This is a genomic window from Clostridium estertheticum (assembly GCF_026650985.1).
GTDB lineage: Bacteria > Bacillota > Clostridia > Clostridiales > Clostridiaceae > Clostridium_AD > Clostridium_AD estertheticum_C.
This window is the reverse complement of record NZ_CP086239.1, coordinates 5,055,641-5,080,530: the sequence shown is the minus strand read 5'-3', so window position 1 is coordinate 5,080,530 and position 24,890 is coordinate 5,055,641. Positions and strand designations below refer to the sequence as shown.

Genomic DNA, 24,890 nt, shown 5'->3' with positions numbered 1-24,890 from the left:
TTAATCCTCATTAATTCACATTATTAATATAAATCAAGTAAAAACTTCATATTTTTTTATTATTGCTAATATCTTTCACATTCTTTAATGTCATGAACCTTTTTTATTCTTTTTTTTCAATATTCTTTTTTTTGAAAATATTGAATCTTTTCATCCCATTTTTTTTTACTACAACAAAAAACTACAGAATAGACATTACTTAAATGTCTATTCTGTAGTTAGCATTTTTCTCTATTAAAATTCTACTTCAAATTTTCTATACTTAAAATCACTGAATTATACATTTCTTTATATTTTTCACCTTTAGCTTTTTCCTCTTCTACTACCTCAGCTGGTGCTTTAGCTGTGAATCTTTCATTACAAAGCTTTTTCTCTACCCTATCTATTTCTTTTTTTAGTTTATCTTTTTCTTTGTTTAATCTTTCCAATTCTTTTTCTAAATCTACAAGCTCGAGTAATGGCATATATATTTCAGCACCTTTAGTTACTACTGTAACTACATTCTCTGGTGATTGTGATTTAGATTCTAAAAATTTAACTTCACTAGCTGATGCAAGTTTTTGGAAGTATACCATACCTTCTTCAAATGCTTCTTTTGCCTCTATAGCATATATAAATACTTTAGCCTTTCTTGAAGGTGCTACATTCATTCCTACCCTAGCATTTCTTACATCTTTTATTGCTTCTATTATATAGTTCATTTTTTCTTCTGATTTTTCGTCTTTAAGCGACTCATCAAATTCAGGCCACTTAGCGATTGTTATAGATTCATATTCATTTTCTAAATGAGTATAAATTTCTTCTGTTATAAACGGCATAACTGGGTGAAGTAATTTAAGCCCTGTTTTTAATACTTTGTTCAATACATTTAATACTATGCCTTTAGCTTCACAATCATCTGCATATAATACTGGTTTAACAAGTTCAATATACCAATCGCAAAATTCTGTCCACATAAAGTCATGAGTCTTTTGAAGTGATATTCCTATTTCATATTTCTCAATATTTTCTGTAACTTCTTTTGTCACAGTATTCATTCTTGATAATATCCACTTGTCTGCAACTGTGTAATTTTTACTCTCTTTATATTTCGTCATTAATTCATAGTTATTATTCATCATAACAAATCTAGATGCATTCCAAATTTTATTAGCAAAGTTTCTAGCTGCTTCAACTCTTGATTCATAGAACCTTATATCACTGCCTGGTGAATTTCCAGTTGCAAGCGAGAATCTTAATGCATCCGCTCCATATTGGTCTATTACATCTAATGGATCAATACCATTTCCTAGTGACTTAGACATCTTTCTACCTTGATCATCGCGAACCATTCCATGTATTACTACTGATTCAAATGGTACCTCCCCTAAATTATATAGACCCGAAAATATCATTCTTGCAACCCACGGGAATATAATATCGTATCCAGTTACTAATACACTTGTTGGATAAAAATGCTTTAAATCCTCTGTATTATTTGGCCAACCAAGCGTTGAGAAAGGCCATAATGCAGAACTGAACCAAGTATCAAGAACGTCTTTATCTTGATTAAGATTTGTACTATTACATTTGCTGCAGTTTGTTGGAGCGTCAACAGAAACTATAACTTCACCACAGTCTTTGCAGTACCATACTGGAATTCTGTGTCCCCACCATAATTGCCTTGATATACACCAATCTTGAATATTTTCCATCCAATGAAAGTATGTTTTGTCAAATCGTGCCGGAACAAATTTTGTTTTATTTTCTCTTACTGCATCAATAGCTGGTTTTGCAAGAGATTCCATTTTAACATACCATTGCTCAGATAGTATTGGCTCTACAGTAGTTTTACATCTATCATGAGTACCTACATTATGAGCATGGTCTTTTATTTTAACAAGTAATCCAGCCTTTTCTAAATCTTCAACAATAACTTTTCTTGCCTCATATCTATCAAGACCTGAGTATTTTCCATACCCATCGCTTATAGTTGCATTTTCATTTAAAATTACTATTTGCTCTAAATTATGTCTTTTACCTATCTGATAATCATTAGGATCATGTGCTGGAGTTATTTTAACTGCACCTGTTCCAAACTCTATATCAACATAATCATCTGCAACTATTGGTATTTCTCTGTTTACTAGTGGAAGCATTATTGTTTTGCCTATTAAATGTGTATAACGAGGATCTTTAGGATTTACTGCAACAGCGGTGTCTCCAAGCATAGTTTCCGGCCTTGTAGTAGCTATTTCTAAAAATTCATCCGTGCCTACTATTGGATATTTTATATGCCAAAAATGCCCCTCTTGTTCTTCAAACTCTATTTCAGCATCTGAAATTGCCGTCATACATTTTGGACACCAATTAGTTATCCTATTTCCCTTATAAATAAGTCCATCATTATATAATTTGACGAACACTTCTCTTACCGCATGATTTAAATTTTCATCCATAGTAAAACTTTCACGGGTAAAATCAACGGAGCATCCCATTTTTCTTATTTGGCCTCTTATTTTTGCTCTATACTCATTAGTCCAATCCCATACTTTTTCTAGGAAAGCTTCTCTTCCCATTTCTTTTTTCTTAAGACCTTGTTTTAAAAGTTCATTTTCAACTTTTACCTCTGTTGCAATACTAGCATGGTCTTCACCTGGAAGCCACAATGTGTTATACCCCTGCATTCTTTTAGTTCTTATTAGGATATCTTGAAGGGTATTATCAAGAGCATGACCTAAATGTAATTTTCCTGTGATGTTTGGTGGTGGCATCATTATTGTGAAAGGTTTTTTATCTTTATCAACTTTTGGTGTAAAAAAACCTTTTTCTTCCCACCATGCATAAAGTCTTTCTTCAAAATCTTTTGGATTATAATTCTTATCAATATTGTTGTTTTCTTCCATAATTAACTCCTCCTAAATTGTATTTATTAGATTGATTTTTTTAGCGCCAATTTTTAGACAATAAAAAAAGAGCCTTCGTCTATAAAAGGACGAAAAGCTCCGCGGTACCACCTTTTTTCCTGCAAAATTGCAGGCTCTTTATAATTTAACGATTAAGAAAACCGTCTTATACCCTCTATTCATAAATACATGAATGTGGCAAAGAAGCTCCAAAGCAACCTTCAAGGTTTTTCATATAAAAGATCTTACAGCCTATGGATCTTTCTCTCTTAATATTAATTTTCCCCTACTCCTCTTTATCTAAGCTTTTATATATTATTATACAATATGTTTTAATTGTCATATAACTATATAATATTGTTCAATTGTTATATATTATTTAATTTCAATTATACATGTTAATTTTTATATGTCAATGTTATAAATTTTATAACTTACCCCAAATATAAAATGTCACATATACTTTGTTTTTCATATTATATAATCATAACTACTATATAATATGGAGGTATCTATGAAAATTAAAAAGATGTCGATTTTTTCTATATTTATATCCCTTGCATTAGTAACTACCTTATTTTCTGGCTGTACACCAAAAACTAAGACTACTCCTCTAGTAAAAGTAAAATTAAATGAAGTGGTCCGTTCTATATTCTACGCTCCTATGTATGCAGCTATTTCTCAAGGTTTCTTTAAAGAAGAAGGCCTGGATATTGAGCTTTCGACCGGTCAAGGCGCAGATAAAACTATGCAACAAGTCTTAAGCAAAGCTTCCGATATTGGTCTCGCAGGGCCAGAACAAGTTATTTACATCTACAATCAAAAACGAACAGACTACCCAGTTATTTTTGCACAATTAACTCAAAAGGATGGTTCTTTCTTAGTATCTAAAAAAGTTGAGCCAAACTTTAAATGGGAATCCTTAAAGGGCAAAACTATAATAGGCGGAAGGCCTGGTGGGGTACCTGAGATGGCTCTTGAATATGTTTTAAAAAATCATGGTATAAATCCTGGAGTTGACGTAAATCTTATTACAAACCTTGCATTCACAGCTACTGCTGGTGCTTTTAAAGCCGGAACAGGTGATTATGTTGCTCTTTTTGAGCCAACCGCTAGTACATTAAACAATAATAATTCTGGAAATATCGTAGCATCAGTCGGTGATTCTGCTGGAATCATACCTTATACCTGTTTTTTTGCAACAAAATCTTATATAACAGAAAATCCAGCTGTATTGCAAAAATTCACTAATGCAATATACAAAGGTCAAAAATGGGTTAATAGTAATTCTGACAAAGATGTAATTACTTCAATAAAATCCTACTTCCCTGGTACAGATGAAGCTGTCCTTATTTCATCTATAAAAAATTACAGAAATATAAATGCCTTCTCAACAAATCCAACATTAGGAGCAGAAAACTTAACAAAACTTATGGATATAATTCAATCCTATAAAGCATCACTAATACCTACGAGACCTGACTTTGATACAATAGTTAACACTACATTTAGTAAGAAATCAGTAACAACTATAAAATAAAGCAAAAAAGTATATATTACGCGTATTGCAATACGATTAATGCATTCGCTTCGCCAAGAACTATACGTAATATATACTTTTTTTAGCGTATAAAAACATTTGTTATTTCATTGTAATGTATCCTATTATGTCTCTAATATGATTGGCATATAAAGAAAATAATTTATATCCATAATCTCCACAAAAAAATCTTTTAGCCGGTAGGCTACAGATATGATACATATCCTTTGAATTTAATATTGGCAAAACAAGAATTTCTAAATAAAATTTCAATGTTTCGGCACTTCTTATTTTAAGCCACTTCCGGAAAAATTTCATACTTCTATGTATCTCTGTCACCCAAGGAGAAACTCTTGCGTGACATTAAAACAAAGTGATCTAAAAACTAAACATGGATTTTAAAAAAACTGTGATGTTGAAATATTTTTCTTGAATTATGCTAACAAAAGTATATATTGCGTAAAATGCATTTGAACAAGTCGTAATCATTCTTAATTTATTTTAATTACAGATGCGTATATAAAAATACATGTTTGAGCATAGCGAGTTTGTATTTTTTAGCATCCGTAATTACAATAAATTTTAGAATGACTTGACGATGTGAAAGCATTATAGCAATATATACTTTTTGTTATAACATAATTCAAGAAAAAACTTTAAATTAATAACTTTCGCAAATAACTAATATCCTATCTAGCAGCAAATCTATGTTTAATTAACCATGTCTTAGCAAAGTCAACTCCATCTTTCATTTCAAATAACGTGCATTCTGCATTACCAACCTTACCCTTTTGTACATTATAATTATCCTCAAAGTCTTTTCCAATTAACATGAAATCTTCTGTATCATACTCATAATCCTCAAACCATTTCCAGCACCTATCACCATTTTCAAGTATTGCAGCACCCATACGTTCTTTAGGCATTTCAGCTATAAGTGATTCTGAAAGATGAAAACTGGTGCAAGAATTATATTCTACTCCTAGTAAAAGAACTTTTGCTTTTAAATTATACATTTTGCCAAGCGGTGAATCCATACCAAGCTGTGGAGTCAATGGATGATTTTCAATAATATGCATTGCATCTCTTCCATTTGCACTAAATGATACATGTGGATGATTTGACCGTATTGTGCTAGGAAGTGTTCTAAACAATTCTGAGATGCGCCCCATTCCTCGTGTTGGTGAGATTTCGGGGTCAAATGCTGGCATATTATCATATATTGTTTGTATCCATTCTTTTGGTACAGGTGGGTTGCACCACTGTGCGGGGTCACTCCACTCTCCGCTTTGAGCTGGCATAACCAATGTTCCATCACTTCCCACAACATTCATTAATGCAGTTATTACAGTCTGCGCCCCACCACAAACCCATCCTAAGCTTGACATTGAAGAATGAACTAATAAAATATCACTGTTATTTATACCAAGTCTCATTAAATCTTGATAAATAGTATTAATAGTATTAGGTTGTCCTGTTTTATTGATTATTTTCTCTTCACTCATTTATTTTGCTCCTTTTTTATTACTCCCTAATACTTTTATTTTCATACATATAAAACAATATTTTACTACTAGGAAATAATATATTTGCTTAATTATACTACTAATAATATATATTCCATAAACGAATCAGAAAATAATGCTACCCAATTACTTCGCGAGTGTACCTCCCCCTTGTAATAAAGAAAGCTACCATTTGTAGAACTATATAAGCTACAATCACGATAAGTGATTTATTAAACATATACTCACCATTTGCTACAACTCCAAATAATATTGATAAAAAATATGTTATTAAACTAACAGCGAAAACTACTGGAGTAAAAAAGATTATTGCCAGTTCCTTTGTTAAAACCTTTGATACCTCTCTATCTGTCATGCCTAATTGAACCAATTTTTTCACTCTTCCCTTTTCTTCATCAACACCGGTTAACACCTTGAAATATAATACCACTCCACTGGATATTAAAAACATCATTCCTAAAAATAAACTTGAGAAAAGCATAAAGCCATTTTCTTTTATATTTTCTTCTAAAATTTGCTGTTTAAATTCTGGTTTTAAAGACTCATCTCCGTGATTTAATCTTCTTAATTCACTTGAAATAACATTAAAACTTTTATAATCCTTAGGGTCTTTTAACTTAATTAAATGGTCATAAGAAACAACCTGTGGTCCTAATTTCTCCTTTATTCTTCTATAATCATTATCATTAATTATAAGAGCTGTTCTCCTTGAATAATCCAATGAATAAGATTCGTTAGTATATTTGCCTTCTGTGTATCTCTTTTTATTTTTTTCAACATATATATAGCTATCCTTATCCATAGTAGCTAAAAAATCATCTATCCGTGTTACATTATTGCCTTCTTCAAGCTTTGACGTTTGTTCCTTTTGTTTAGACAAATCATTGAAATTAATAATTACGTCACTATCTTTATATTTATTACTTGCAGGAGAGTTAAGTACCTGTACTAGTTCCCCCTTATTAACAACCACATTTGTCCTCATATGATCATTGTAATTAGTCTCACTTATGACAGCAATATTTCTACCTACTGTAACCTTACCTTCATAAGCTCTATAATCCATAAGATCTATGTTTTCTAAAATTTTATGTTGCTTTATTTCTCCACCACTAGATTTTGATATGTTTTTAATCTCCTGTTCTGATATTTTATTAAGTTTATCATTTTGAATAAAGCTGATATCGTAAGGATATCTATTGTTTGTATCTTTTTCTATTGTGCTATACATACTATAAGTCACGCTTATTAAAGTAATAGCTGATGCTGCCAATATCAAAACTAAATAAATAATGCTTTTATAAGATATAAACTTATGCTGCACACTTGATAATACCAAAAGGTTATTATTGTATGTCTTTTTAAAATTCATAAGCACTATATTTACCATAGATATTAATGATCCTATTATAAAATAAGGTGCTATTATTGTTATTATAATAATTATGAGCAGTGCACTTTCACTGCCTATAAATATTTCTTGGTTAACTATTTTAGGAAAGAGATACAATGCTGTTATTAATGCTATCAAAGCTATTGCCCCAATTATAAAATTGTTCTTACCTACCTCCGCTTTAGAAGATGATTTTATAAGTTCCATTATGGACAGCCTTCCTACAAATATCAGCTGAAACATTGAATTTATTAAGAAAATAATTATGGCTATAGCTAAACACATAGAATAGGTCTTTATATTCAGACTAGGTGTAAAATTATCAATCCAAAGTATTTTGCCTATAACAATATAAAAAAGTCTTGAAAACAAGGTTCCAACTATCATGCCCACTACCAGCGATGCAAATAGTATTAGAATATTTTCAATAAATAATATCTTCCTTAAATCCCTAGTAGTAACCCCTAAAGTCAAATATACTCCAAATTCTTTACCCCTATATCTTATAAAGGATATAGTTGTATAGGAAATAAAGACAATTGAAAATACAATCATGATCATCAACGTAGTCATTACGTTATCCGTTAAACCAGTAGCCTTAGAACCCTCTGTAAATTCCTTACTAAACACTAAACTACCATACATTAACAAAACAGCAATAATAAAGCTATTAGCTATAAAGTAAGCTATATATTTTTTGAAATTAAACTTAATGTTCTTTATGATTATAAAAGAAAAGGTCATTATTTCTCCCCTCCTATAACACTTTGAGCTTCTAGTATTTTATCAAAGAATTTATTTCTATCACCCTCTGATATTATCTCTAATTTTATAGCCCCATCCTTTATGAAAATTATCCTTTTGCAGAAAGATGCTGCAAATGCATCATGGGTTACCATAATTACTGTAGCGCTTTTTTCCTCATTCATATTCTTAAAAGTTGTCATTATATTTTTAGAAGACTTTGAATCTAAATTACCTGTTGGTTCATCTGCAAATATAACTGAAGGTTCACATATGAGTGCTCTAGCAACTGCAGTTCTTTGTTTTTCTCCACCTGATATATTATAAGGGTACTTTTTCTGTAACTCTTCTATACCTAGGTACTTCATAATATCTTTAACTTTCTTCTCTATTTCCCAGGGATTTACTTTATCTATTATTAAAGGAAATGATATATTCTCTTTAACATTTAAACTATCTAAAAGATTAAAATCTTGAAATATAAAGCCAACCTTCCTTCTTCTAAATAAAGCTAGCTCATCCTTTTTCATTTTGATAATATCTTGTCCATTAATATGAACTTCTCCTGAGGTAGCTTTGTCTATACCAGATAATATATTTAATAATGTAGTTTTCCCACTTCCACTAGGTCCCATTATCCCTATAAACTCACCCTTGTCCACATTAAAACTTATCTCGTTAAGGGCTATGACTTCCTTTGCATCTTTAAAAGCATTATAAACTTTAGTAAGTTTTTTAATTTGTAATATTTCCATATAAATCCACTCCTTTATTGTAATTTAAGTATAAATCTGATGTCCTTATTCTCTAATTGAAAAACATTACTTAACCTTACAATTTTGAAAGGTAGCTAATTTCTACTATAGTTCCTTCTCCTACATTAGAATTTATATGGATTTTATGACCTAATTCATCAGCTACAAGCTTAACCATATATAACCCAATCCCTGATGACTTCTTATTATTTCTACCATTACTTCCAGTAAAAAAAGCCTCAAATACTCTTGATATATCTTCTTTCCTTATACCTATTCCTTTGTCTTCTACAGATAATATTATGTAATTATCATCTTCCACTAAACTAAAGGTAACGTAGCTATTTTCTTTTTCTGAATACTTTATTGCATTAGTTATTATCTGCTCTAACATATACTTTGACCACTTTTTATCTGTGTATATATAATATTTTTCATCTATAATAACCTTAGGGAATACCTTGCTATATATAAATTCTCTTTTTTTATTATTAACAGCACTATTTACGATCTCCCTTAGGTTAACTTTCTCAGGAATATAATCTTTTGCAAATTCATCTAATCTAAACAAATTAAGTGTTTCCTCTAAATTATCCTGTAGCTTCTTATTCTCTTCTAATATATCATAAAGAAAATCACTATCTTCTAAATCTTTTAAGGGTATTTCAGAAGATACATCGTCAATGTTAAGACACCTCTTATAATGATTTAGTCCCTTTTCAGAGGCCAAATCTATAACTGTTATAGATGTTTTCATATTGTGCACCCATTGAGCCATAAGGGTATCTCTTTCCTTTATTCTATTTTTCATTTTATAAAACTTATTGATATAGTTATCATGCATTTCATTGATAACTTCAAAAACTTCTACATTACCATCAAATTTACCCTTATAATTTGGACTTGTTTTAGCTTCATTAAGTCTTATATAGAAATTGTTATACTCACTAATTTTATAAATAATGAAAATCATTAAGAAAAATGAACTTACAGCTATAGGATATATAATTTCTCTACTATTAAATATTAAATAATAAAAACTCACTAAAACTACAGTATTTAATAAATATATAATTATGGCAGCTTTTTCTTTTTTCAAAACCGCTAATATTAATTTAGTTAAATACATATCCTACTCCTCGTTTTGTAATAATTGAATTTTCGACTTCCAAATCTTTAAGCTTCTTTTTAACCCTAGTTATATTCACTGTTAATGTATTATCATCAATAAAATCCGTGTCATCCCATAATGTTTCTAATAATTCTTCTCTAGTTATAACTTTTCCACAATTACTCATAAATAACTTTAGTAATTTGTATTCATTTTTACTAAGATCCACTATATTTTCTTCAAACACTAGCCTCATACTATCGCTATTCAGAGTTAATCCGCAAATATTAAAATCTTCAGTAGTAACCACATTATTTGTTCTTCGCAGCACAGCATTTACCTTTGCAAGTAATATGCCCATACCAAAAGGCTTTGTTATATAATCATCTGCCCCAAGCTCCATTCCTCTGATTTGTTCACCCTCTTCACTTCTAGCTCAAACAATAATTACTGGAACATTAGATTTATTTCTAATGATTTTTAAAAAGTAAAAACCATCAAAGGTTGGAAGGTTAATATCTAATATTATAATATTAGGCTCTATATGCTGAACATCTTCTATTACATTTTCGAAATCATTCAAAAGGATAGTGTTATAATCATAAGCATTTAAATATTCCTGCATATACTTTTTTAATTTTAAATCATCTTCTATTATTAAAATTTTATTCATAGTTAATCTCCTAATTTTATATTTATAATGCTAATTATACCATTTTTAATGTGTTGAGATTATATTTAAAATTAAGGATACTTTAAAGATTGTCGTCAAATTTTCCACTAAAGCACCTTCAAAAAAATAAAAATGCACAAGAAGATTTAAATTTAATGGTATAACAAAAAGACTGTACTATTTTAAGTACAGTCTTGATTGCTAATTTAATAGAGTAACTTTCAGAATAAATATCTACATTATTTGATAGATGCATCATAAATTGTTTGAATTGAATTGGATAACATCAAATTGAATTCTTTGTCTGTTTGCTTAGAAGTCAATCCTTGCGATAAGGCACGGGAAAAACTAGCTATCAGTCCATGATTATGCGTAAGTTTTTCATTTGCTTCACTTTGAGTGTACCCTCCTGATAAAGCCACAACACGTACAACATGAGGATTATCCATTAAATCGTGATAGAAGTTATCTTCTGTTGGTATTGAAAGTTTAAGCATTACTTTGACATCTTTGTCAAGAAGCGATAATTGATTAGAAATTTCAGATTTCAATATTTTTTCTGATTTTTCCTTATCCACGCTGTGGATATCAACCTCCGGTTCGATAATTGGAACTAACCCAGCTTCAAATATTTTCTTTCCAATATCGAACTGTTGCTCAACTATTTTTCGAATGCCTTCTGAATTGGCTTCTTTAATAACTGAACGCATTTTCGTCCCAAATATGTTTTTTTCACTGGCCCGTTTTAAGAGTCCTTCCAAATTGGGAATCGGCTTCATGAGTTGAACACCGTCTTCGATTTCAGCCAGCCCTTTATCGATCTTTAAAAAAGGCACTACACTTTTGTTTTCCCAGAGAAAATCTGAAGTAAATTTATCACCAATCTTACGATCCATAGTATTTTCAAATAAAATAGCACCCAAAATATGCTTTGAATTGAATGTAGGGTTCATTATAATACGCGTTCTCATTTCGTGTACTAAATTGAACATTTCTTCGTCATTTGAATAACGTTCTTCCGAAATTCCATACTGCAAAAGTGCCTTAGGAGTACTTCCCCCACTTTGGTCTAAAGCAGCAATAAAACCTTTTCCAGCATGCATTTGATCCATTTGTTCCTTATTCATATAATTATCCCCTTTCATTTTTATTACTAAGTAACATCTTTAATTACATTATAACACTTATTAAGTACAAATATACAACTCTATTTCCATCAATAAGGAATTTGAAACCCCATATTTTTTACTACACTATTCCATGCTACTCCATATTGGACATATAAAATAATATAACATTAACGATAATATTATTATAACTACCATATACATAATTGCACCTAATATAAAACTAGCGGAAGTTATAAAACCTACTACTATTGAAATCAAGCAAGCAGATATATATAAGTACCAACCTAACTTCTTCCATCTAAATATTAGTATAAAACCTATAAGTTGAATTAAAGCTAAAATTATTGTTCTTAATGCATAGGAATTCATTAATCCTCCTGGTTGTCTTGAAAAAGAATATAAATTATCTTGTATACTTAAACTATATAATACGATTAATACCAATAAAATTACTGTTAAACACCTTCCCCTTTCTTTGTTCTCCTTGACCACCATTTATCATCCTCCATAATATTTGATCACATATTGTTATTGATGCCTTTTTTTATGTAGCTTAATAATACTTATGTTACATTTGACGATTTTAAACTAGATTATAATAATTTTTTAATTATTAACATTGTAACTAAAAAATGCTACCCATTTGGAAATGCTTTATAATGAAATCATCCTACCGTAATTAAAATATGAGGAGGGCTAATTATTTTAAAATTCATTAATATTCATAAATAGAAGAGGACATAACAACTATTAATTGTTTTGTCCTCCCCATTTAATCTGGTTACAATTTTTTTCATTACAGAAACTAATCTTACAGGCTACCGCCTATAAGAATCATGGATGAACGTGGAGTAATGAAATATGAAATTTCTCCAGAGTGACTTGCAACAAGAGACGAAATAATAATTAAATTTCCATTTAGTAATTCTTCTTTTGCGAATGTAAAATTCTTGTAAGCCTGCCAGGACGGCAGGCTAGCGAACCTGAGGCAGGACGCCGAATGTGAGCGCTAAAGAATTTTACAAGAGCAAAAGATTAGAATTCCTTAATGGAATTTCTTATTTTGAGTTCTGTTGCAAAGCACGCAGAAGAAATTCTATTCTCTTTTGTCACTAGCTGCCTCATCATAAGCAGTTTTTATTTCTTCCTCACTCTTAAGATTTTTAAAAGCAATAGACATCATAAGTTTAATCCTATTAATTTGATTTACCTCACTTGCACCTGGATCATAATCTATAGCAGTGATATTAGCTCCTTTATTTCTTCTCTTTAATTCCTTAATCATTCCTTTACCTGATACATGATTAGGAAGACAAGCAAAAGGTTGTACACAAACTATATTTTTTGTACCACTTTCAATAAGTTCAACCATTTCAGCTGTTAAAAACCAGCCTTCTCCTGATTGATTACCTAAAGATATAATAGGAGATGCTATAGCCGCTAATTCCTGTATTGTTTTTGGAGAAGTAAATCTTTTACTCTTTTCAAGAACTAATTTCATATGTTTTCTATAACTTTCTATATATTGAATAGCCACATTATTTATTATTTTATCAGTTCTACTTTTACCTAAATACTTATATTTAAAGTCAGCATCGTAAGCACAGTATAAGAAAAAGTCAATTAAATCTGGCATAACTGCCTCTCCACCCTCTTTTTCAATAACATCTATAATATTATTGTTAGCTATGGGATCGAATTTAACTAAAATTTCTCCAACTAGTCCTACCTTAGGTTTAATAATATTCTTGATTTCTAAAAGATCAAATTCAGAGACAATGCCAGTTATATTGTTTTTAAACTCTTTCTTGTTTCCTTCTGCTACTGCTATCTTGCATACTTTTACCCATTTTTCATAAAGCAAGTTAGCTGAGCCTTCTACTACTTCATAAGGTCTAACCTTGTATAGTACTCGCATAAGCAAGTCACCATAAACTAAAGCCATAAATGATTTCTTAATTATTGGATAACTAAATTTAAAACCTGGGTTTTTCTCAAGTCCAGCAGCATTTAAAGATATAACTGGTACCTGTGGAAAACCTGCATCCTTAATCCCTTTTCTAAGGAATCCAATGTAATTTGTTGCCCTACAACCCCCACATGTTTGAGAGATTATTACAGATGTATTTTCCACATCATATTTGCCTGACTTAAGAGCAGCAATTAGTTGCCCAACAACTATTATTGTAGGATAACAAGCATCATTGTTTACATATTTTAAACCTTCGTCTACAGCTTTAGTATCCACTGATGGCAATATTTGTAGATTATACCCTGATGAATTAAATGCTTCCTGTAAAAATTGAAAATGTATAGGCGACATTTGTGGGCACAAAATCGTATGCTTCTTTTTCATTTCTTTTGTAAATATAATTTTTTTATCAGGCTCTTGTACTTTTCTTGGCAAAATCCCATTCTTATCTCTTTCATAAAGTGCAGCTTTTAAAGATCTAATTCTAATTCTTGCTGCTCCCAAATTATTACCCTCATCAATTTTTAAAGTTGTATATATTTTACCATTATCTTCGAGTATTTGAGCAACCTGATCTGATGTTACTGCATCAAGTCCACATCCAAAAGAATTTAGTTGAATAAGTTCAATATTTGGCTCTTTTGATACAAAACTTGCTGCTGCATATAACCTAGAATGATAAACCCACTGATCCACCGCTCTTAAAGGTCCTTCAATAATTCCTAAATGAGCCACAGAATCTTCTGTAAGTACAGGCATATCAAAATCAGTAATAACACTTGGAATCCCGTGATTAATTTCTGGATCTATATGATAAGGTCTGCCAGCGAGTACTATACCCCTTTTCCCTGTTCTCCTAATATATTCTACAACTTCTTCACCTTTATTTCTAATATCTAATTTAACCTTTTCAGTTTCAGCCCATGCTAGTTCAGCCGCTATAACAACTTCTTTTTTGCTAATTCCAAAACTAACTAGTTCATCTGCTAATCTCTTATCTAGTGCCTTCTCATTATCTAAAGAAATAAATGGATTAAGGAATCTAATATTTCTTTCTTTTAATATATCCATATTGTTTTTTATTACCTCAGGATACGAAGTTACTATAGGACAATTATAATGATCATCCGCATTTTTTCGTTCTTTTTTTTCATATGGAATACAAGGATAAAATATTAAATCTATGCCCTTATTTATAAGACTCATTATGTGTCCATGTGCAATTTTAGCAGGGTAACAAGCAGACTCTGATGGAATTGTTTCTATTCCCATTTCGTATACTTTTTTAGATGATCTTTGGGATAACTCTACCCTAAATCCTAAATTTGTAAAGAACGTAAACCAAAACGGATAATTTTCATATAAATTAAGCACTCTTGGAATTCCTATTGTTCCTCGTTTCGCTTCTTCTTTTTTTAGTGGAATATAATTAAATATTCTTTTATATTTATAATCGTAGACATTAGGTATTTCCTCTTTTTTGTTACTAAGACCTAGTGCTTTTTCACAGCGATTACCAGATATAAATTCCCGATCATTATCAAATTTATTAATTGTGAGAACGCATTGATTAGCACACTGCTTGCATCTTCCCATGGTTGTCTCGATAGCTAAGTTGTCCAATTGTTCTAACGATAATAATGTAGAAACTCTGCCTTCTTCATCTCTTTCTTTTGCAATAAGTGATGCACCAAATGCACCCATTAGACCTGCAATATCAGGCCTTACAGCTTCTCTTCCTGAAATAATCTCAAAAGCCCTTAGTACAGCACTATTATAAAAAGTTCCACCTTGAACTATTATCTTTTTGCCCATGTCTTTTGGGTCTCTTATTTTAATAACCTTTTGAAGTGCATTTTTTATTACCGAATAAGAAAGTCCTGCAGATATATCACCTATAGAAGCCCCTTCCTTCTGAGCCTGTTTAACTCTAGAATTCATAAATACAGTGCACCTTGAACCTAAATCAACTGGGCTTTTAGCCTTTAATGCCACCTGTGCAAACTCTGCTACTCCCATATTTAAAGAGTGAGCAAATGTTTCTATGAAAGAACCGCAACCAGATGAACAAGCTTCATTTAACATTATGCTATCAATTACACCATTTTTTACTTTTAGACATTTCATATCTTGTCCACCAATATCTAGTATAAAATCTACTCCAGGCATAAAAAATTCTGCTGCCTTATAATGAGCTATGGTTTCGATTTCCCCAATGTCCACCTTTAATGCTGCCATTATTAGTTTTTCGCCATAACCTGTCACTGCCGAATTTTTAATAGTAACACCTTTGGGTATTATAGAATATATATTTTTTAATGCTTTTCTAACTGAAGTTAATGGATTGCCTTCATTACTACCATAAAAAGAGTGCAAAATTGCCCCTTCTTCATCTATAAGTGTAACTTTAGTTGTTGTAGAACCAGCATCTATCCCCAAATAACAATTTCCAGTATACCCTTCAAGTTCACGTCTTTTAGCCTTATACTTGCCTTGCCTTTCATTAAAAACTTGTAGCTCATTATCATCTGCAAACAGGGGCCTAAATCTACGAACATCATTACTTGTAGCTTCCATCAATTTTGGTAGCTGATTTTTTAAATGTTCAAATGAAATAGTGTTATTACCCTTTGAAGACATTGCAGCACCTACTGCTACAAATAGCTGAGAATCTTTTGGAAAAATAACTTGATCCTCTGTAAGTTTTAAAGTTTCGATAAACCTTTGTCTAAGTTCAGACAAGAAAAACAATGGTCCACCTAAAAATGCAACATTACCTCTAATTGGCCTACCGCATGCAAGTCCACTAATTGTTTGATTAACTACTGACTGAAAAACCGACACAGCGATATCTTCTTTTGCAGCCCCTTCATTTAATAATGGCTGAATATCTGTTTTTGCAAAAACGCCGCACCTAGCAGCTATTGGATATATAGTCTTATAGTTTTTGGCAAGTTCATTAAGTCCTGTTGCGTCCGTCTGAAGAAGGGATGCCATTTGATCAATAAATGCCCCCGTACCGCCAGCACAAGATCCATTCATCCTTTGATCTATTCCTCCATCGAAATAAATTATTTTTGCATCTTCTCCACCCAGTTCTATTGCTACATTAGTTCTCGGTATAATTCTCTCTATTGCATAAGTACTTGCAATTACTTCCTGAATAAAAGGAATATTCATCCATTTAGATAGCGCTAGTCCACCAGATCCCGTCACAACTATAGTAATATTGGCATCCGAAAAATTATTATAAGCCTCATTTAAAAGCTCTGCGATTGTACTTTTAATATCTGAAAAATGTCTCTGATACTTGCTATAAATCGTTTTTTCTTGCTCATCTAACACTACTATCTTAACAGTAGTCGACCCTACGTCTAACCCAACGTGTAAAATATTTTTCATAATCATCTTCTCTTTCCTCGCAAGTTCGATTTATTTTTGTTTCTAAAATTTATTATATATATTTATGCGTCTTGATCTAAACTCATTATTTTTTTAAATTTTTCTTTAATATATCCTATTTTTAGTTTATATATTTTTATTCTTCAAAAACATGATTTATTCTCAAAATCGCAACTTATTAGCATATTCTTTACATTAATTATATCATTTTAATGTTTATTTTACATATCAACAACGTTTCAAAAAAATTACCAAGCTAGTATATAATATTATAACTCAATAAATATGATATTTTCAACCTATTTTTTCTTAATTATTTTAGAAACTAATGTCAATTATTTTCTATTCTTGTAAAAATACTCAATAACCATAATTTTGATTTAATACCATTTATCATCCTCTTCTAAAATGTTCGTTAACAATACAATATAAGCCCTCATATACTAAACTATAACTTTGAGGGGATGATAAAGTGATTAAAGTAGAAATTAATAATATATGTATGAATTACCACTCCTTAAGTGCAGAAACACCTGCTCTAGAGGATATTTCCTTTGGTGTACAAGAAGGTCACTTTTTAAGTATTGTAGGACCTTCTGGTTGTGGAAAATCTACGCTATTAAATATAATAGCAGGCTTAATTTCTCCGTCATCCGGAGAAATTAAAATTAATAGTAGTGCTGATAGCGTAAGTTTTTTAAAAATCGGCTATATGTTTCAAAAGGATCAATTGTTTGACTGGCTAACTATATGGGAAAATGTACTGCTAGGCCTTAAAATTAACCATTCTATCACAGTTGCCAATAAGGAACTAGTAAAAAGACTTCTAATAAGTTATAATCTCTGGGAATTTAGAGACCATCACCCTAGAGAATTATCTGGGGGCATGAGGCAAAGAGTCGCTTTAATTAGAACCTTAGCTTTAAGTCCTGAATTACTTCTTTTAGATGAACCCTTTTCAGCTTTAGACTATCAAACTAGATTAAACATTAGCAATGAGGTTTATGAAATTATAAAAAAAGAGAAAAAGACCACAATAATGGTAACACATGACATTGCAGAAGCTATCGCTATGTCCGATGAAATCATTATTCTTTCTAAACGCCCTGCTGTGATTGTTAAACACATGGCACTAGAATTTGGTGAAAACTTTTCTTATCCTTTAAAACGTAGAGAAGCTCCGAAATTTAGTAATTACTTCAATGAAATTTGGAAGGAGTTGAATAATAATGCTGATTCAAAGTCATGAACAGAAAAAATATATTAAAGACGTAAAAAGGAGAAAACACATTATTATTTTTACAAGGATAATAATATTAATAATATTTTTTAGTCTTTGGGAAATAGCCGGAAGACTAAACTGGATAGACTCGTTCCTAACAAGTACGCCTTCGAAAATGTTTACATCGTTTATGCAAGTATATAATGAAGGAACACTTTTAACTCATATCTCGGTAACATGTTTTGAAACTATAACAGGTTTTTTACTTGGAACAATTTTAGGCGCCCTTATCGCAGTACTATTGTGGTGGTCCGATTTTGTATCCAAAGTTTTAGACCCATATTTAATTGTATTAAATGCTTTGCCCAAAGTAGCTCTTGCACCTATTATTATATTTTGGGTAGGCAATGGCATAAAAGCAATAATAGTAATTGCTCTTTTAATATCAATAGTTGTAACTATAATAAGCATCTTAGGTGGCTTTAGAGAAGTGGATGAAGATAAAATAAAACTTCTAAAGACCTTTGGGGCCTCGAAACTTCAAATATTAATTACTCTAATTATTCCTGCTTCTATTCCTACTCTCATTTCTGCACTTAAAATAAACGTAGGACTATCATGGGTTGGTGTAATTATGGGTGAATTCTTAGTAGCTAAAGAAGGTTTAGGTTTTTTAATAATTTATGGTGGTCAAGTTTCCCAGCTAGATATGGTAATGATGAGCATAGTAATACTCGCAATATTAGCTTACCTTATGTATGAGGTGGTCGCATTTATTGAGAGAAAAGTGGTTTTTAAAAACAAATGAAATTTTACTTATAATGAATACAAATTAAAACCCTTGGACAGTATTTATATTGAATGAGCAATTCAATATAATGCTGTCCATATTAGTCTCATTTAAATTAATAATGATCTAATATGTAATTTATTTTCATGAGATAACAAATTTGTAATTCTTTTATGAATCATAAGGAGGATAATAATGGAATACTTTCAAAAGGCTAACGATATTTACAATACTAAAGATTATAATAGAGCAATATCTCTATATAAGAAAGCTGCTGAAATGAAAGATAATGAGGCTGGCGCACTTTATAATAGTGCAGTATGTTTTATTCACTTAAAAAAATATGAAGATGCAATACCTTTATTTCATGCTGCTATATCCCTGCGCCGTGAAAGCAAATACTTTTTCAACTTAGCTTACTGTTATGCCATGTGTTTTAATAAAGCTAAAGCATTATATTATTTTAATACCGCTTGGTCACTAAATAATGATGATGAAGATTGTGAAAAGGCTATTAATTTATTATTAAAAAGTTATAAAAAAACTCCCTGATTTCAGGAGGCCACTGAAAAACTATATGAAAAATCGTCATCGAATTAAAGATGGCGATTTTTTTATGTAAAAGACTAAAAACAAAAAGGAATTTTAAAAGATATGTCGAATTAGTATAGTAGAATAAAATAAAAGGGGCTAAACTATTATGCTAAAAGGACAATTGGAAATAAAAATAAATACATACCATAGCTTATATTCGTTAATTATTCCGAAAGATAACATTTTAAAGCAAATTAATGACCTTGTTGACTTTTCATTTGTTTATGACGAATTGATTATTAACTATAGTTCATCTATGGGTAGAGGTGCTATTAACCCTATAATGCTATTTAAATATTTGCTTTTGAAAGTAATATATGAATTGTCTGATGAAGATGTTGTTGAAAGAACTCTTTATGATATGTCATTTAAATATTTTCTGAATTTAGCCCCAGAAGAAACAAATTTAATAAACTCAAGTACATTAACTAAATTTAGAAAGCTTCGCCTTAAAGACATGAATTTATTAGATTTATTAATAAACAAGACTGTAGAACTTGCTATAAAAGAGGGAGTTTTAAAAAGCAAAGCAATAATAGTTGATGCTACGCATACCAAGTCACGTTATAACCAAAAATCAGCAGGAGAAGAATTATTGAAACGTGCAAAAAATTTAAGAAAAACATTGTACGGAGTACATCCTGAGATAAAAGAAGATTTGCCGAATAAAGTTACAAATGGAGTACTTGAAGATATTCTTGAGTACTGCAAATTATTAATTGATAGCATAAACAAGAATCCAGAAATTGTAGCAAATCCAACTGTGAAAACTAAATTAAACTACTTAACCGAAGCTTTTAATGATGACATAGAAAACCTAAAACTATCAAAAGATGAGGATGCAAAAGTGGGGCATAAGACTGAGGATAGTTCTTTTTTTGGATATAAATCACACCTTGCTATGAGTGAAGAACGTTTAATTACAGCAGCTGTTATTACAACTGGCGAAAAAAGTGATGGAAAGGAGCTCATAGCCTTAATAGAAAAAAGCCGTGAGGCTGGTATAGATGTTAATGAAGTAATTGGAGATACAGCTTATTCTGAAAAGAAAAATCTAGAATATGCAAAAGAAAATAAAATTGCATTAATTTCAAAACTAAATCCTGTAATTTCACAAGGAATGCGAAAAAAAGAAGATGAATTTGAGTTTAATAAAGATGCTGGTTTATTTGTATGTCCGGCAGGTCATATGGCTATTAAAAAAGCAAAACAGGGAAAGAAGAATGTTGGTAAAAATCAAGTGTTAACTTACTATTTTAATGTAGAAAAGTGTAAAAATTGTGTTCATAAAGATGGGTGTTATAAAGAAGGCGCTAAATCTAAAACTTATTCAGTTTCAATAAAGTCAAATACCCACAAAGATCAAATAGAGTTCGAAAAAAGTGAATATTTTAAAAAACGTGCTAGGGAGCGTTATATGATAGAGGCTAAAAATAGTGAACTTAAGCACCAACATGGCTATGATGTAGCAATATCGTCAGGCTTAATTAGCATGCAAATGCAAGGTGCATTATCAATCTTCACTGTGAATCTAAAGAGAATAATTAAGTTGAAAAGCATGAAATAGGGCTTTTAAAACTTAATTATAAAAGAAAAAGCATGAGATATCCAAAAATATGGATTCCTCATGCTTTTTCTATTCAAATTTGAAAACTCTACTGAAAAAAGAGTGCTTTTTTCAGTGGCCTCGATTTCAGGGAGTTTTTTTTTACCACTCTCCAGCTATACTTTCTTGCTTATGGTCTAAAGTAAATCTTTTGCTATCAAAATAGTCTCCTCCAATTAAAAATGTAGGATCTACGTTAATCCATTTATTCTCACCTGCTATATATACTTGATTCCAAGCATGACTAACCCAATTACTCCCATTAAATCCTTGACCAGTTATGATTCTTACCTTTATATTGTTAGCTCTGCACATAGCGACGTAGAGACATGCATAATCGAAACATATTCCACTTTTAGAATTAAAAGTTGGGATGGCTCCAGAGGTCATTTGTGTATCATTATTTAATACTCTATTTGCTTTTTCGTCACTATAAACTATTTTACTACCTACCCAATTGTATATAGCTTTGGCTTTATCCCTCGTACCATTTTTACCTTGAGCTAAGTTAATAGCGAACTTATTTATCTCATCATTAGACTTAACCCCTTGATCTAGTGTAATACCATTGTAATAAATTATGCCCTTATGTTTGTTGTTTTGTACATTACTCTCAGACGCAGGTGAAGAAGGATCCTTCACAACTATCGTAAATGAGTTGTTAACGATATTAGGAAGCCTTTTTGCAAGTTTCGAATTAGTAAGAGGAATGACTACTTCCTTTGATATATAATTATATGCTTGTGATTCTTCCAAATATTTATTGTATGTATCCGCTACATTGAGAAGTGACATAAAATTCAATATAAAAGTAATAACAATTACATAAGAAATTGCTTTAGGCACTTGAAATATTGCACCAACAATTCTATTAAATAAAATACTCTTTTGCTTTAACTTATTCTCTATAGTATCAAATAGAGGATAAAGAGTAATATGAGCAATCGTATTAACAACAAAAGTTATGATGCTGTAAATTATCATTATCAAAAGTGGCATAAGTAATATATAAACCACCAATGGATTGCTATTAATAAACTCTATTGCTTTTGGTGGTATATTTTTATATATATTTGCATACATACCTTCATCATGTTGAATAAATATTTTTTTAGTATAATAAATACCTAAACACAAAGAAAACAAAAAAGAGAAGCTTTGAAAAACGCCTTGAATAGATCCTTTTAAATAATCAGATGAAAATTTAAATATAAAGCCTCTAATTATTGGGTATATAAATATTAATAACAAAATCATACTTACGGGTTCTCTAAACAATCCTATCACCTTCTTTAATTCGTATCATCTTTTTCCTCCGACTTATTATATTTTGAGGATGAGATGAAATAAAGTTATAATTGACCTCATGTCTATTCATCTTCCACACCATTAATCAAACTTTTTAATACTTTTTTAATTTGCTCCCACTTAAAACCTCTTCTTAAGAGATAATCTCCAAGTTTTTTGTATATTTTCATATTCTCAGTCTCTGACTTAATTAATATATTGTACCTTTTACTAGCTAGTTCGTACAATTCATTATAATCTTCCGCGGGTGTTTCTTCATACACCTCACCTTTCCCTAAAGGTGCACCTTCTACAAGGTCATCCTCCTTGTCATTACTCGTGATTTCATCCATAACTTTTCTAATTAGTTCATAATCATATCCACTACGTACTAAATAATCTGTTGTTTTTTTATATAGTTTTTGGGAATCTTTTTCACTCTTAGCTAATGTTACAATCTTTTTATTTGCTAACTTCAAAGCTGTTTCCAGTAGCTGCTCACTAGTTATTTTATTAAGTTCTTCATTGATCAATTCTTTTGGTAGAAATTTTTTTAATAAGGCAAACTTAATCTTATTTTTACCACAAGATCTAATTTTCTCTTTTATATATAACTTAATAAATAGACTATCATCAATAAAATCATACCGACTTAGAAAGTCCATTACCCGTTCTATGGTTTTAACATCAAATTCTTTCATCGTTAATTTATCTATTACTTGCTTTGTTGACTTAAAGCTTCTTTCTAAAAAATGAAGTGCACAAGTTTTTCCTTTTATATAATTATCTTCATTAACTATATTTTCAAGGCTCTCCTTGTCCATGTCTCTACCTTTAGTTATATTATGAATATAAACAAGCTGAGCATCACATGCAAAAGCATACTCCCCATCCATATAGATGTTAACTCTAGCCTTGTTCTTTTTTTGGAATTCAATTTTTGTAATAAGACTACTCAATATTAGCCTCTCTTTTCTGGTAAAAATATGTGAATTGTTGGTTTTTGTAATACTTTTCTAGAAACATTATATAAATCCTCACTTTTAACATTTCCCATGTTTTTCATATCATCAGTAAATTGATATATATCTTCGTTGTCCATAGCCTGATGAAGTACATAATTTGAAAGATCCGTAGAATCCTCAAGTGTTGATGCAATGGCAGTTTTCATTATTTTTTTCATTAAAGATATTGTATTATCATCAAAAACTATTTTCTCAGTTTCGATGTCTTTAATTACAGTATCAATTACATGGATTGCCTCATCAACATTTTTTTCTGATACCGATGTATAAATATAAAGTGTTTTAACATTATTTGAAGTATCTAAATGAGTGTAAACATCATAAGACAATCCTCTTTCCTCGCGTAGTTCTCTAAATAATATAGAATTAGAACTCTCACCAAATTTATAGTTTAATATTCTAAGTGCAAGTTCCTCATCTTTAGACAAGCCATTAAATGTATATAAATAAAGTATTGTACTTTGCTCAATTTCTTTTTTATATGATATTTTTTTTATAAATTGTTGTTTTTCAGTTACTATTTTTTTCTTTTCAAATTTTTTCTTAGTCCATTTACCAAAACACTTACTTACAATATTTATTATGTCCTCGTGTTCAAATGGGGATACAATAGATATAAAAGAATTATTCGGCAAATAATATTTATTATAAAACTTAACAAGTTGCTCCCTTGTAACATTTTTTATAATATCTTCATTTCCAATAGTATCTTCCCTAAGTGGACTATATTTAAACGCAATTTCATTAACTCTCTGAAAACTTAAGTCTTCAATGTCATCATTAATTGTTCTAATTTCAGATAATATAACGCCTCTTTCTTTTTCAATTTCACCAATTGGAAAAGTAGAGTTTAAAAGCATATCCCCCATGAGTGTTATAGCATTCTCTAATTCCTCATTTAAAATCGTAGCACTATATACTGTAGAATTAAAATCAGTATAAGCATTATATTCTCCACCTAAATTTTCTAAATCACTGTTTAGCTTCTCATTAGTTCTAACCTTCGTACCTTTGAACAGCATATGTTCAATAAAGTGCGCTATGCCTTTTTCATCTTTTTCTTCAAAAAGCGAACCTATATTTACTCCAGCATGAACTGCTGATATTTGACTATCTTTTTTAATAGTAATAAGTTTTATACCATTGCTTAGCTCTGTTTGTTTTGTGTTAAAAATTTCTTTAATCATCATATTCTCCTTTAACCTAAAACTATATTATTAATTATCATCTTAAAA

18 protein-coding genes and 1 other annotated feature are annotated in these 24,890 nt (G+C 30.4%); of the genes, 5 read left to right on the top strand and 13 right to left on the bottom strand.

Going from position 1 to position 24,890, the window contains the following annotated elements; genetic code table 11:
* Positions 1–242 precede the first annotated feature (242 nt).
* Entirely contained in the window at positions 243–2,885 is a 2,643-nt protein-coding gene (locus LL038_RS24180) for a valine--tRNA ligase (protein WP_216124042.1), read from the bottom strand.
* A gap of 82 nt (positions 2,886–2,967) precedes the next feature.
* Positions 2,968–3,197, bottom strand: a binding site (T-box leader).
* 202 nt (positions 3,198–3,399) lie between these two features.
* On the opposite strand from LL038_RS24180, the gene LL038_RS24175 reads away from it, so the two are divergent.
* Positions 3,400–4,425 (top strand): ABC transporter substrate-binding protein, encoded by a 1,026-nt coding sequence (locus tag LL038_RS24175; RefSeq protein ID WP_216124044.1) that lies wholly within the window; start codon positions 3,400–3,402, stop codon positions 4,423–4,425.
* 689 nt (positions 4,426–5,114) lie between these two features.
* Here the strand turns inward: LL038_RS24175 and LL038_RS24170 are convergent.
* The 9 genes from LL038_RS24170 to LL038_RS24135 form a co-directional block, all read right to left on the bottom strand.
* Positions 5,115–5,930, bottom strand: a complete 816-nt coding sequence (locus tag LL038_RS24170) for an aminoglycoside N(3)-acetyltransferase (RefSeq protein ID WP_216124047.1) — start codon at positions 5,928–5,930, stop codon at positions 5,115–5,117.
* Between the two features lie 139 nt (positions 5,931–6,069).
* Positions 6,070–8,088, bottom strand: coding sequence for an FtsX-like permease family protein (locus tag LL038_RS24165; RefSeq protein WP_216124048.1), 2,019 nt, complete (start codon positions 8,086–8,088; stop codon positions 6,070–6,072).
* Positions 8,088–8,843, bottom strand: coding sequence for an ABC transporter ATP-binding protein (locus LL038_RS24160; protein WP_216124049.1), 756 nt, complete (start codon positions 8,841–8,843; stop codon positions 8,088–8,090). The genes LL038_RS24165 and LL038_RS24160 overlap by 1 nt, the downstream gene beginning before the upstream one ends.
* Before the next feature lie 76 nt (positions 8,844–8,919).
* Positions 8,920–9,972: a sensor histidine kinase gene (locus tag LL038_RS24155; RefSeq protein ID WP_216124051.1), complete on the bottom strand. Its 1,053-nt coding sequence runs from the start codon at positions 9,970–9,972 to the stop codon at positions 8,920–8,922.
* On the bottom strand, positions 9,959–10,357 hold the full coding sequence (locus tag LL038_RS25620) for a response regulator transcription factor (protein ID WP_309245070.1): 399 nt from the start codon (positions 10,355–10,357) through the stop codon (positions 9,959–9,961). Before LL038_RS25620 ends, LL038_RS24155 begins: the two co-directional genes overlap by 14 nt.
* 33 nt (positions 10,358–10,390) lie before the next feature.
* Positions 10,391–10,627, bottom strand: coding sequence for a response regulator (locus LL038_RS25615; RefSeq protein WP_309245071.1), 237 nt, complete (start codon positions 10,625–10,627; stop codon positions 10,391–10,393).
* Positions 10,628–10,866: 239 nt separating this feature from the next.
* Positions 10,867–11,754, bottom strand: a complete 888-nt coding sequence (locus LL038_RS24145; protein WP_216124053.1) for a fructose bisphosphate aldolase — start codon at positions 11,752–11,754, stop codon at positions 10,867–10,869.
* A gap of 126 nt (positions 11,755–11,880) precedes the next feature.
* Positions 11,881–12,252, bottom strand: a complete 372-nt coding sequence (locus tag LL038_RS24140) for a hypothetical protein (RefSeq protein WP_216124055.1) — start codon at positions 12,250–12,252, stop codon at positions 11,881–11,883.
* A 601-nt stretch (positions 12,253–12,853) separates the two neighbouring features.
* Positions 12,854–17,131: a 2-hydroxyacyl-CoA dehydratase gene (locus tag LL038_RS24135; RefSeq protein ID WP_216124057.1), complete on the bottom strand. Its 4,278-nt coding sequence runs from the start codon at positions 17,129–17,131 to the stop codon at positions 12,854–12,856.
* A 502-nt stretch (positions 17,132–17,633) separates the two neighbouring features.
* Between LL038_RS24135 and LL038_RS24130 the strand changes: the two genes are divergently transcribed.
* The 4 genes from LL038_RS24130 to LL038_RS24115 all read left to right on the top strand — a co-directional run bounded on the left by LL038_RS24130 (position 17,634) and on the right by LL038_RS24115 (position 21,304).
* The gene (locus LL038_RS24130) at positions 17,634–18,380 is read left to right on the top strand and encodes an ABC transporter ATP-binding protein (protein WP_253199925.1); all 747 of its coding nucleotides are present in this window, start codon (positions 17,634–17,636) and stop codon (positions 18,378–18,380) included.
* Positions 18,361–19,161, top strand: coding sequence for an ABC transporter permease (locus LL038_RS24125; protein ID WP_216124066.1), 801 nt, complete (start codon positions 18,361–18,363; stop codon positions 19,159–19,161). The genes LL038_RS24130 and LL038_RS24125 overlap by 20 nt, the downstream gene beginning before the upstream one ends.
* Before the next feature lie 177 nt (positions 19,162–19,338).
* Positions 19,339–19,695 carry a tetratricopeptide repeat protein gene (locus tag LL038_RS24120; RefSeq protein WP_216124068.1) on the top strand — a complete coding sequence of 119 codons (357 nt, stop codon included), beginning with the start codon at positions 19,339–19,341 and terminating at the stop codon, positions 19,693–19,695.
* A gap of 148 nt (positions 19,696–19,843) precedes the next feature.
* Positions 19,844–21,304: an IS1182 family transposase gene (locus LL038_RS24115; protein ID WP_216128210.1), complete on the top strand. Its 1,461-nt coding sequence runs from the start codon at positions 19,844–19,846 to the stop codon at positions 21,302–21,304.
* 141 nt (positions 21,305–21,445) lie between these two features.
* Here LL038_RS24115 and LL038_RS24110 read toward each other — a convergent pair whose 3' ends face one another.
* The 3 genes from LL038_RS24110 to LL038_RS24100 all read right to left on the bottom strand — a co-directional run bounded on the left by LL038_RS24110 (position 21,446) and on the right by LL038_RS24100 (position 24,842).
* Positions 21,446–22,621 (bottom strand): transglutaminase domain-containing protein, encoded by a 1,176-nt coding sequence (locus tag LL038_RS24110; RefSeq protein WP_216122924.1) that lies wholly within the window; start codon positions 22,619–22,621, stop codon positions 21,446–21,448.
* Between the two features lie 92 nt (positions 22,622–22,713).
* Entirely contained in the window at positions 22,714–23,589 is an 876-nt protein-coding gene (recX, locus tag LL038_RS24105; protein ID WP_216122919.1) for a recombination regulator RecX, read from the bottom strand.
* A gap of 2 nt (positions 23,590–23,591) precedes the next feature.
* Entirely contained in the window at positions 23,592–24,842 is a 1,251-nt protein-coding gene (locus tag LL038_RS24100) for a M16 family metallopeptidase (RefSeq protein ID WP_253199918.1), read from the bottom strand.
* Positions 24,843–24,890 lie beyond the last annotated feature (48 nt).

Bases quoted from the DNA above. Each gene is read 5' to 3' on its own strand.
- LL038_RS24180 (WP_216124042.1), bottom strand. From the start codon at position 2,885: ATGGAAGAAAACAACAATATTGATAAGAATTATAATCCAAAAGATTTT.
- LL038_RS24175 (WP_216124044.1), top strand. From the start codon at position 3,400: ATGAAAATTAAAAAGATGTCGATTTTTTCTATATTTATATCCCTTGCA.
- LL038_RS24170 (WP_216124047.1), bottom strand. From the start codon at position 5,930: ATGAGTGAAGAGAAAATAATCAATAAAACAGGACAACCTAATACTATT.
- LL038_RS24165 (WP_216124048.1), bottom strand. From the start codon at position 8,088: ATGACCTTTTCTTTTATAATCATAAAGAACATTAAGTTTAATTTCAAA.
- LL038_RS24160 (WP_216124049.1), bottom strand. From the start codon at position 8,843: ATGGAAATATTACAAATTAAAAAACTTACTAAAGTTTATAATGCTTTT.
- LL038_RS24155 (WP_216124051.1), bottom strand. From the start codon at position 9,972: ATGTATTTAACTAAATTAATATTAGCGGTTTTGAAAAAAGAAAAAGCT.
- LL038_RS25620 (WP_309245070.1), bottom strand. From the start codon at position 10,357: ATGGAGCTTGGGGCAGATGATTATATAACAAAGCCTTTTGGTATGGGC.
- LL038_RS25615 (WP_309245071.1), bottom strand. From the start codon at position 10,627: ATGAATAAAATTTTAATAATAGAAGATGATTTAAAATTAAAAAAGTAT.
- LL038_RS24145 (WP_216124053.1), bottom strand. From the start codon at position 11,754: ATGAATAAGGAACAAATGGATCAAATGCATGCTGGAAAAGGTTTTATT.
- LL038_RS24140 (WP_216124055.1), bottom strand. From the start codon at position 12,252: ATGGTGGTCAAGGAGAACAAAGAAAGGGGAAGGTGTTTAACAGTAATT.
- LL038_RS24135 (WP_216124057.1), bottom strand. From the start codon at position 17,131: ATGAAAAATATTTTACACGTTGGGTTAGACGTAGGGTCGACTACTGTT.
- LL038_RS24130 (WP_253199925.1), top strand. From the start codon at position 17,634: ATGAATTACCACTCCTTAAGTGCAGAAACACCTGCTCTAGAGGATATT.
- LL038_RS24125 (WP_216124066.1), top strand. From the start codon at position 18,361: ATGCTGATTCAAAGTCATGAACAGAAAAAATATATTAAAGACGTAAAA.
- LL038_RS24120 (WP_216124068.1), top strand. From the start codon at position 19,339: ATGGAATACTTTCAAAAGGCTAACGATATTTACAATACTAAAGATTAT.
- LL038_RS24115 (WP_216128210.1), top strand. From the start codon at position 19,844: ATGCTAAAAGGACAATTGGAAATAAAAATAAATACATACCATAGCTTA.
- LL038_RS24100 (WP_253199918.1), bottom strand. From the start codon at position 24,842: ATGATTAAAGAAATTTTTAACACAAAACAAACAGAGCTAAGCAATGGT.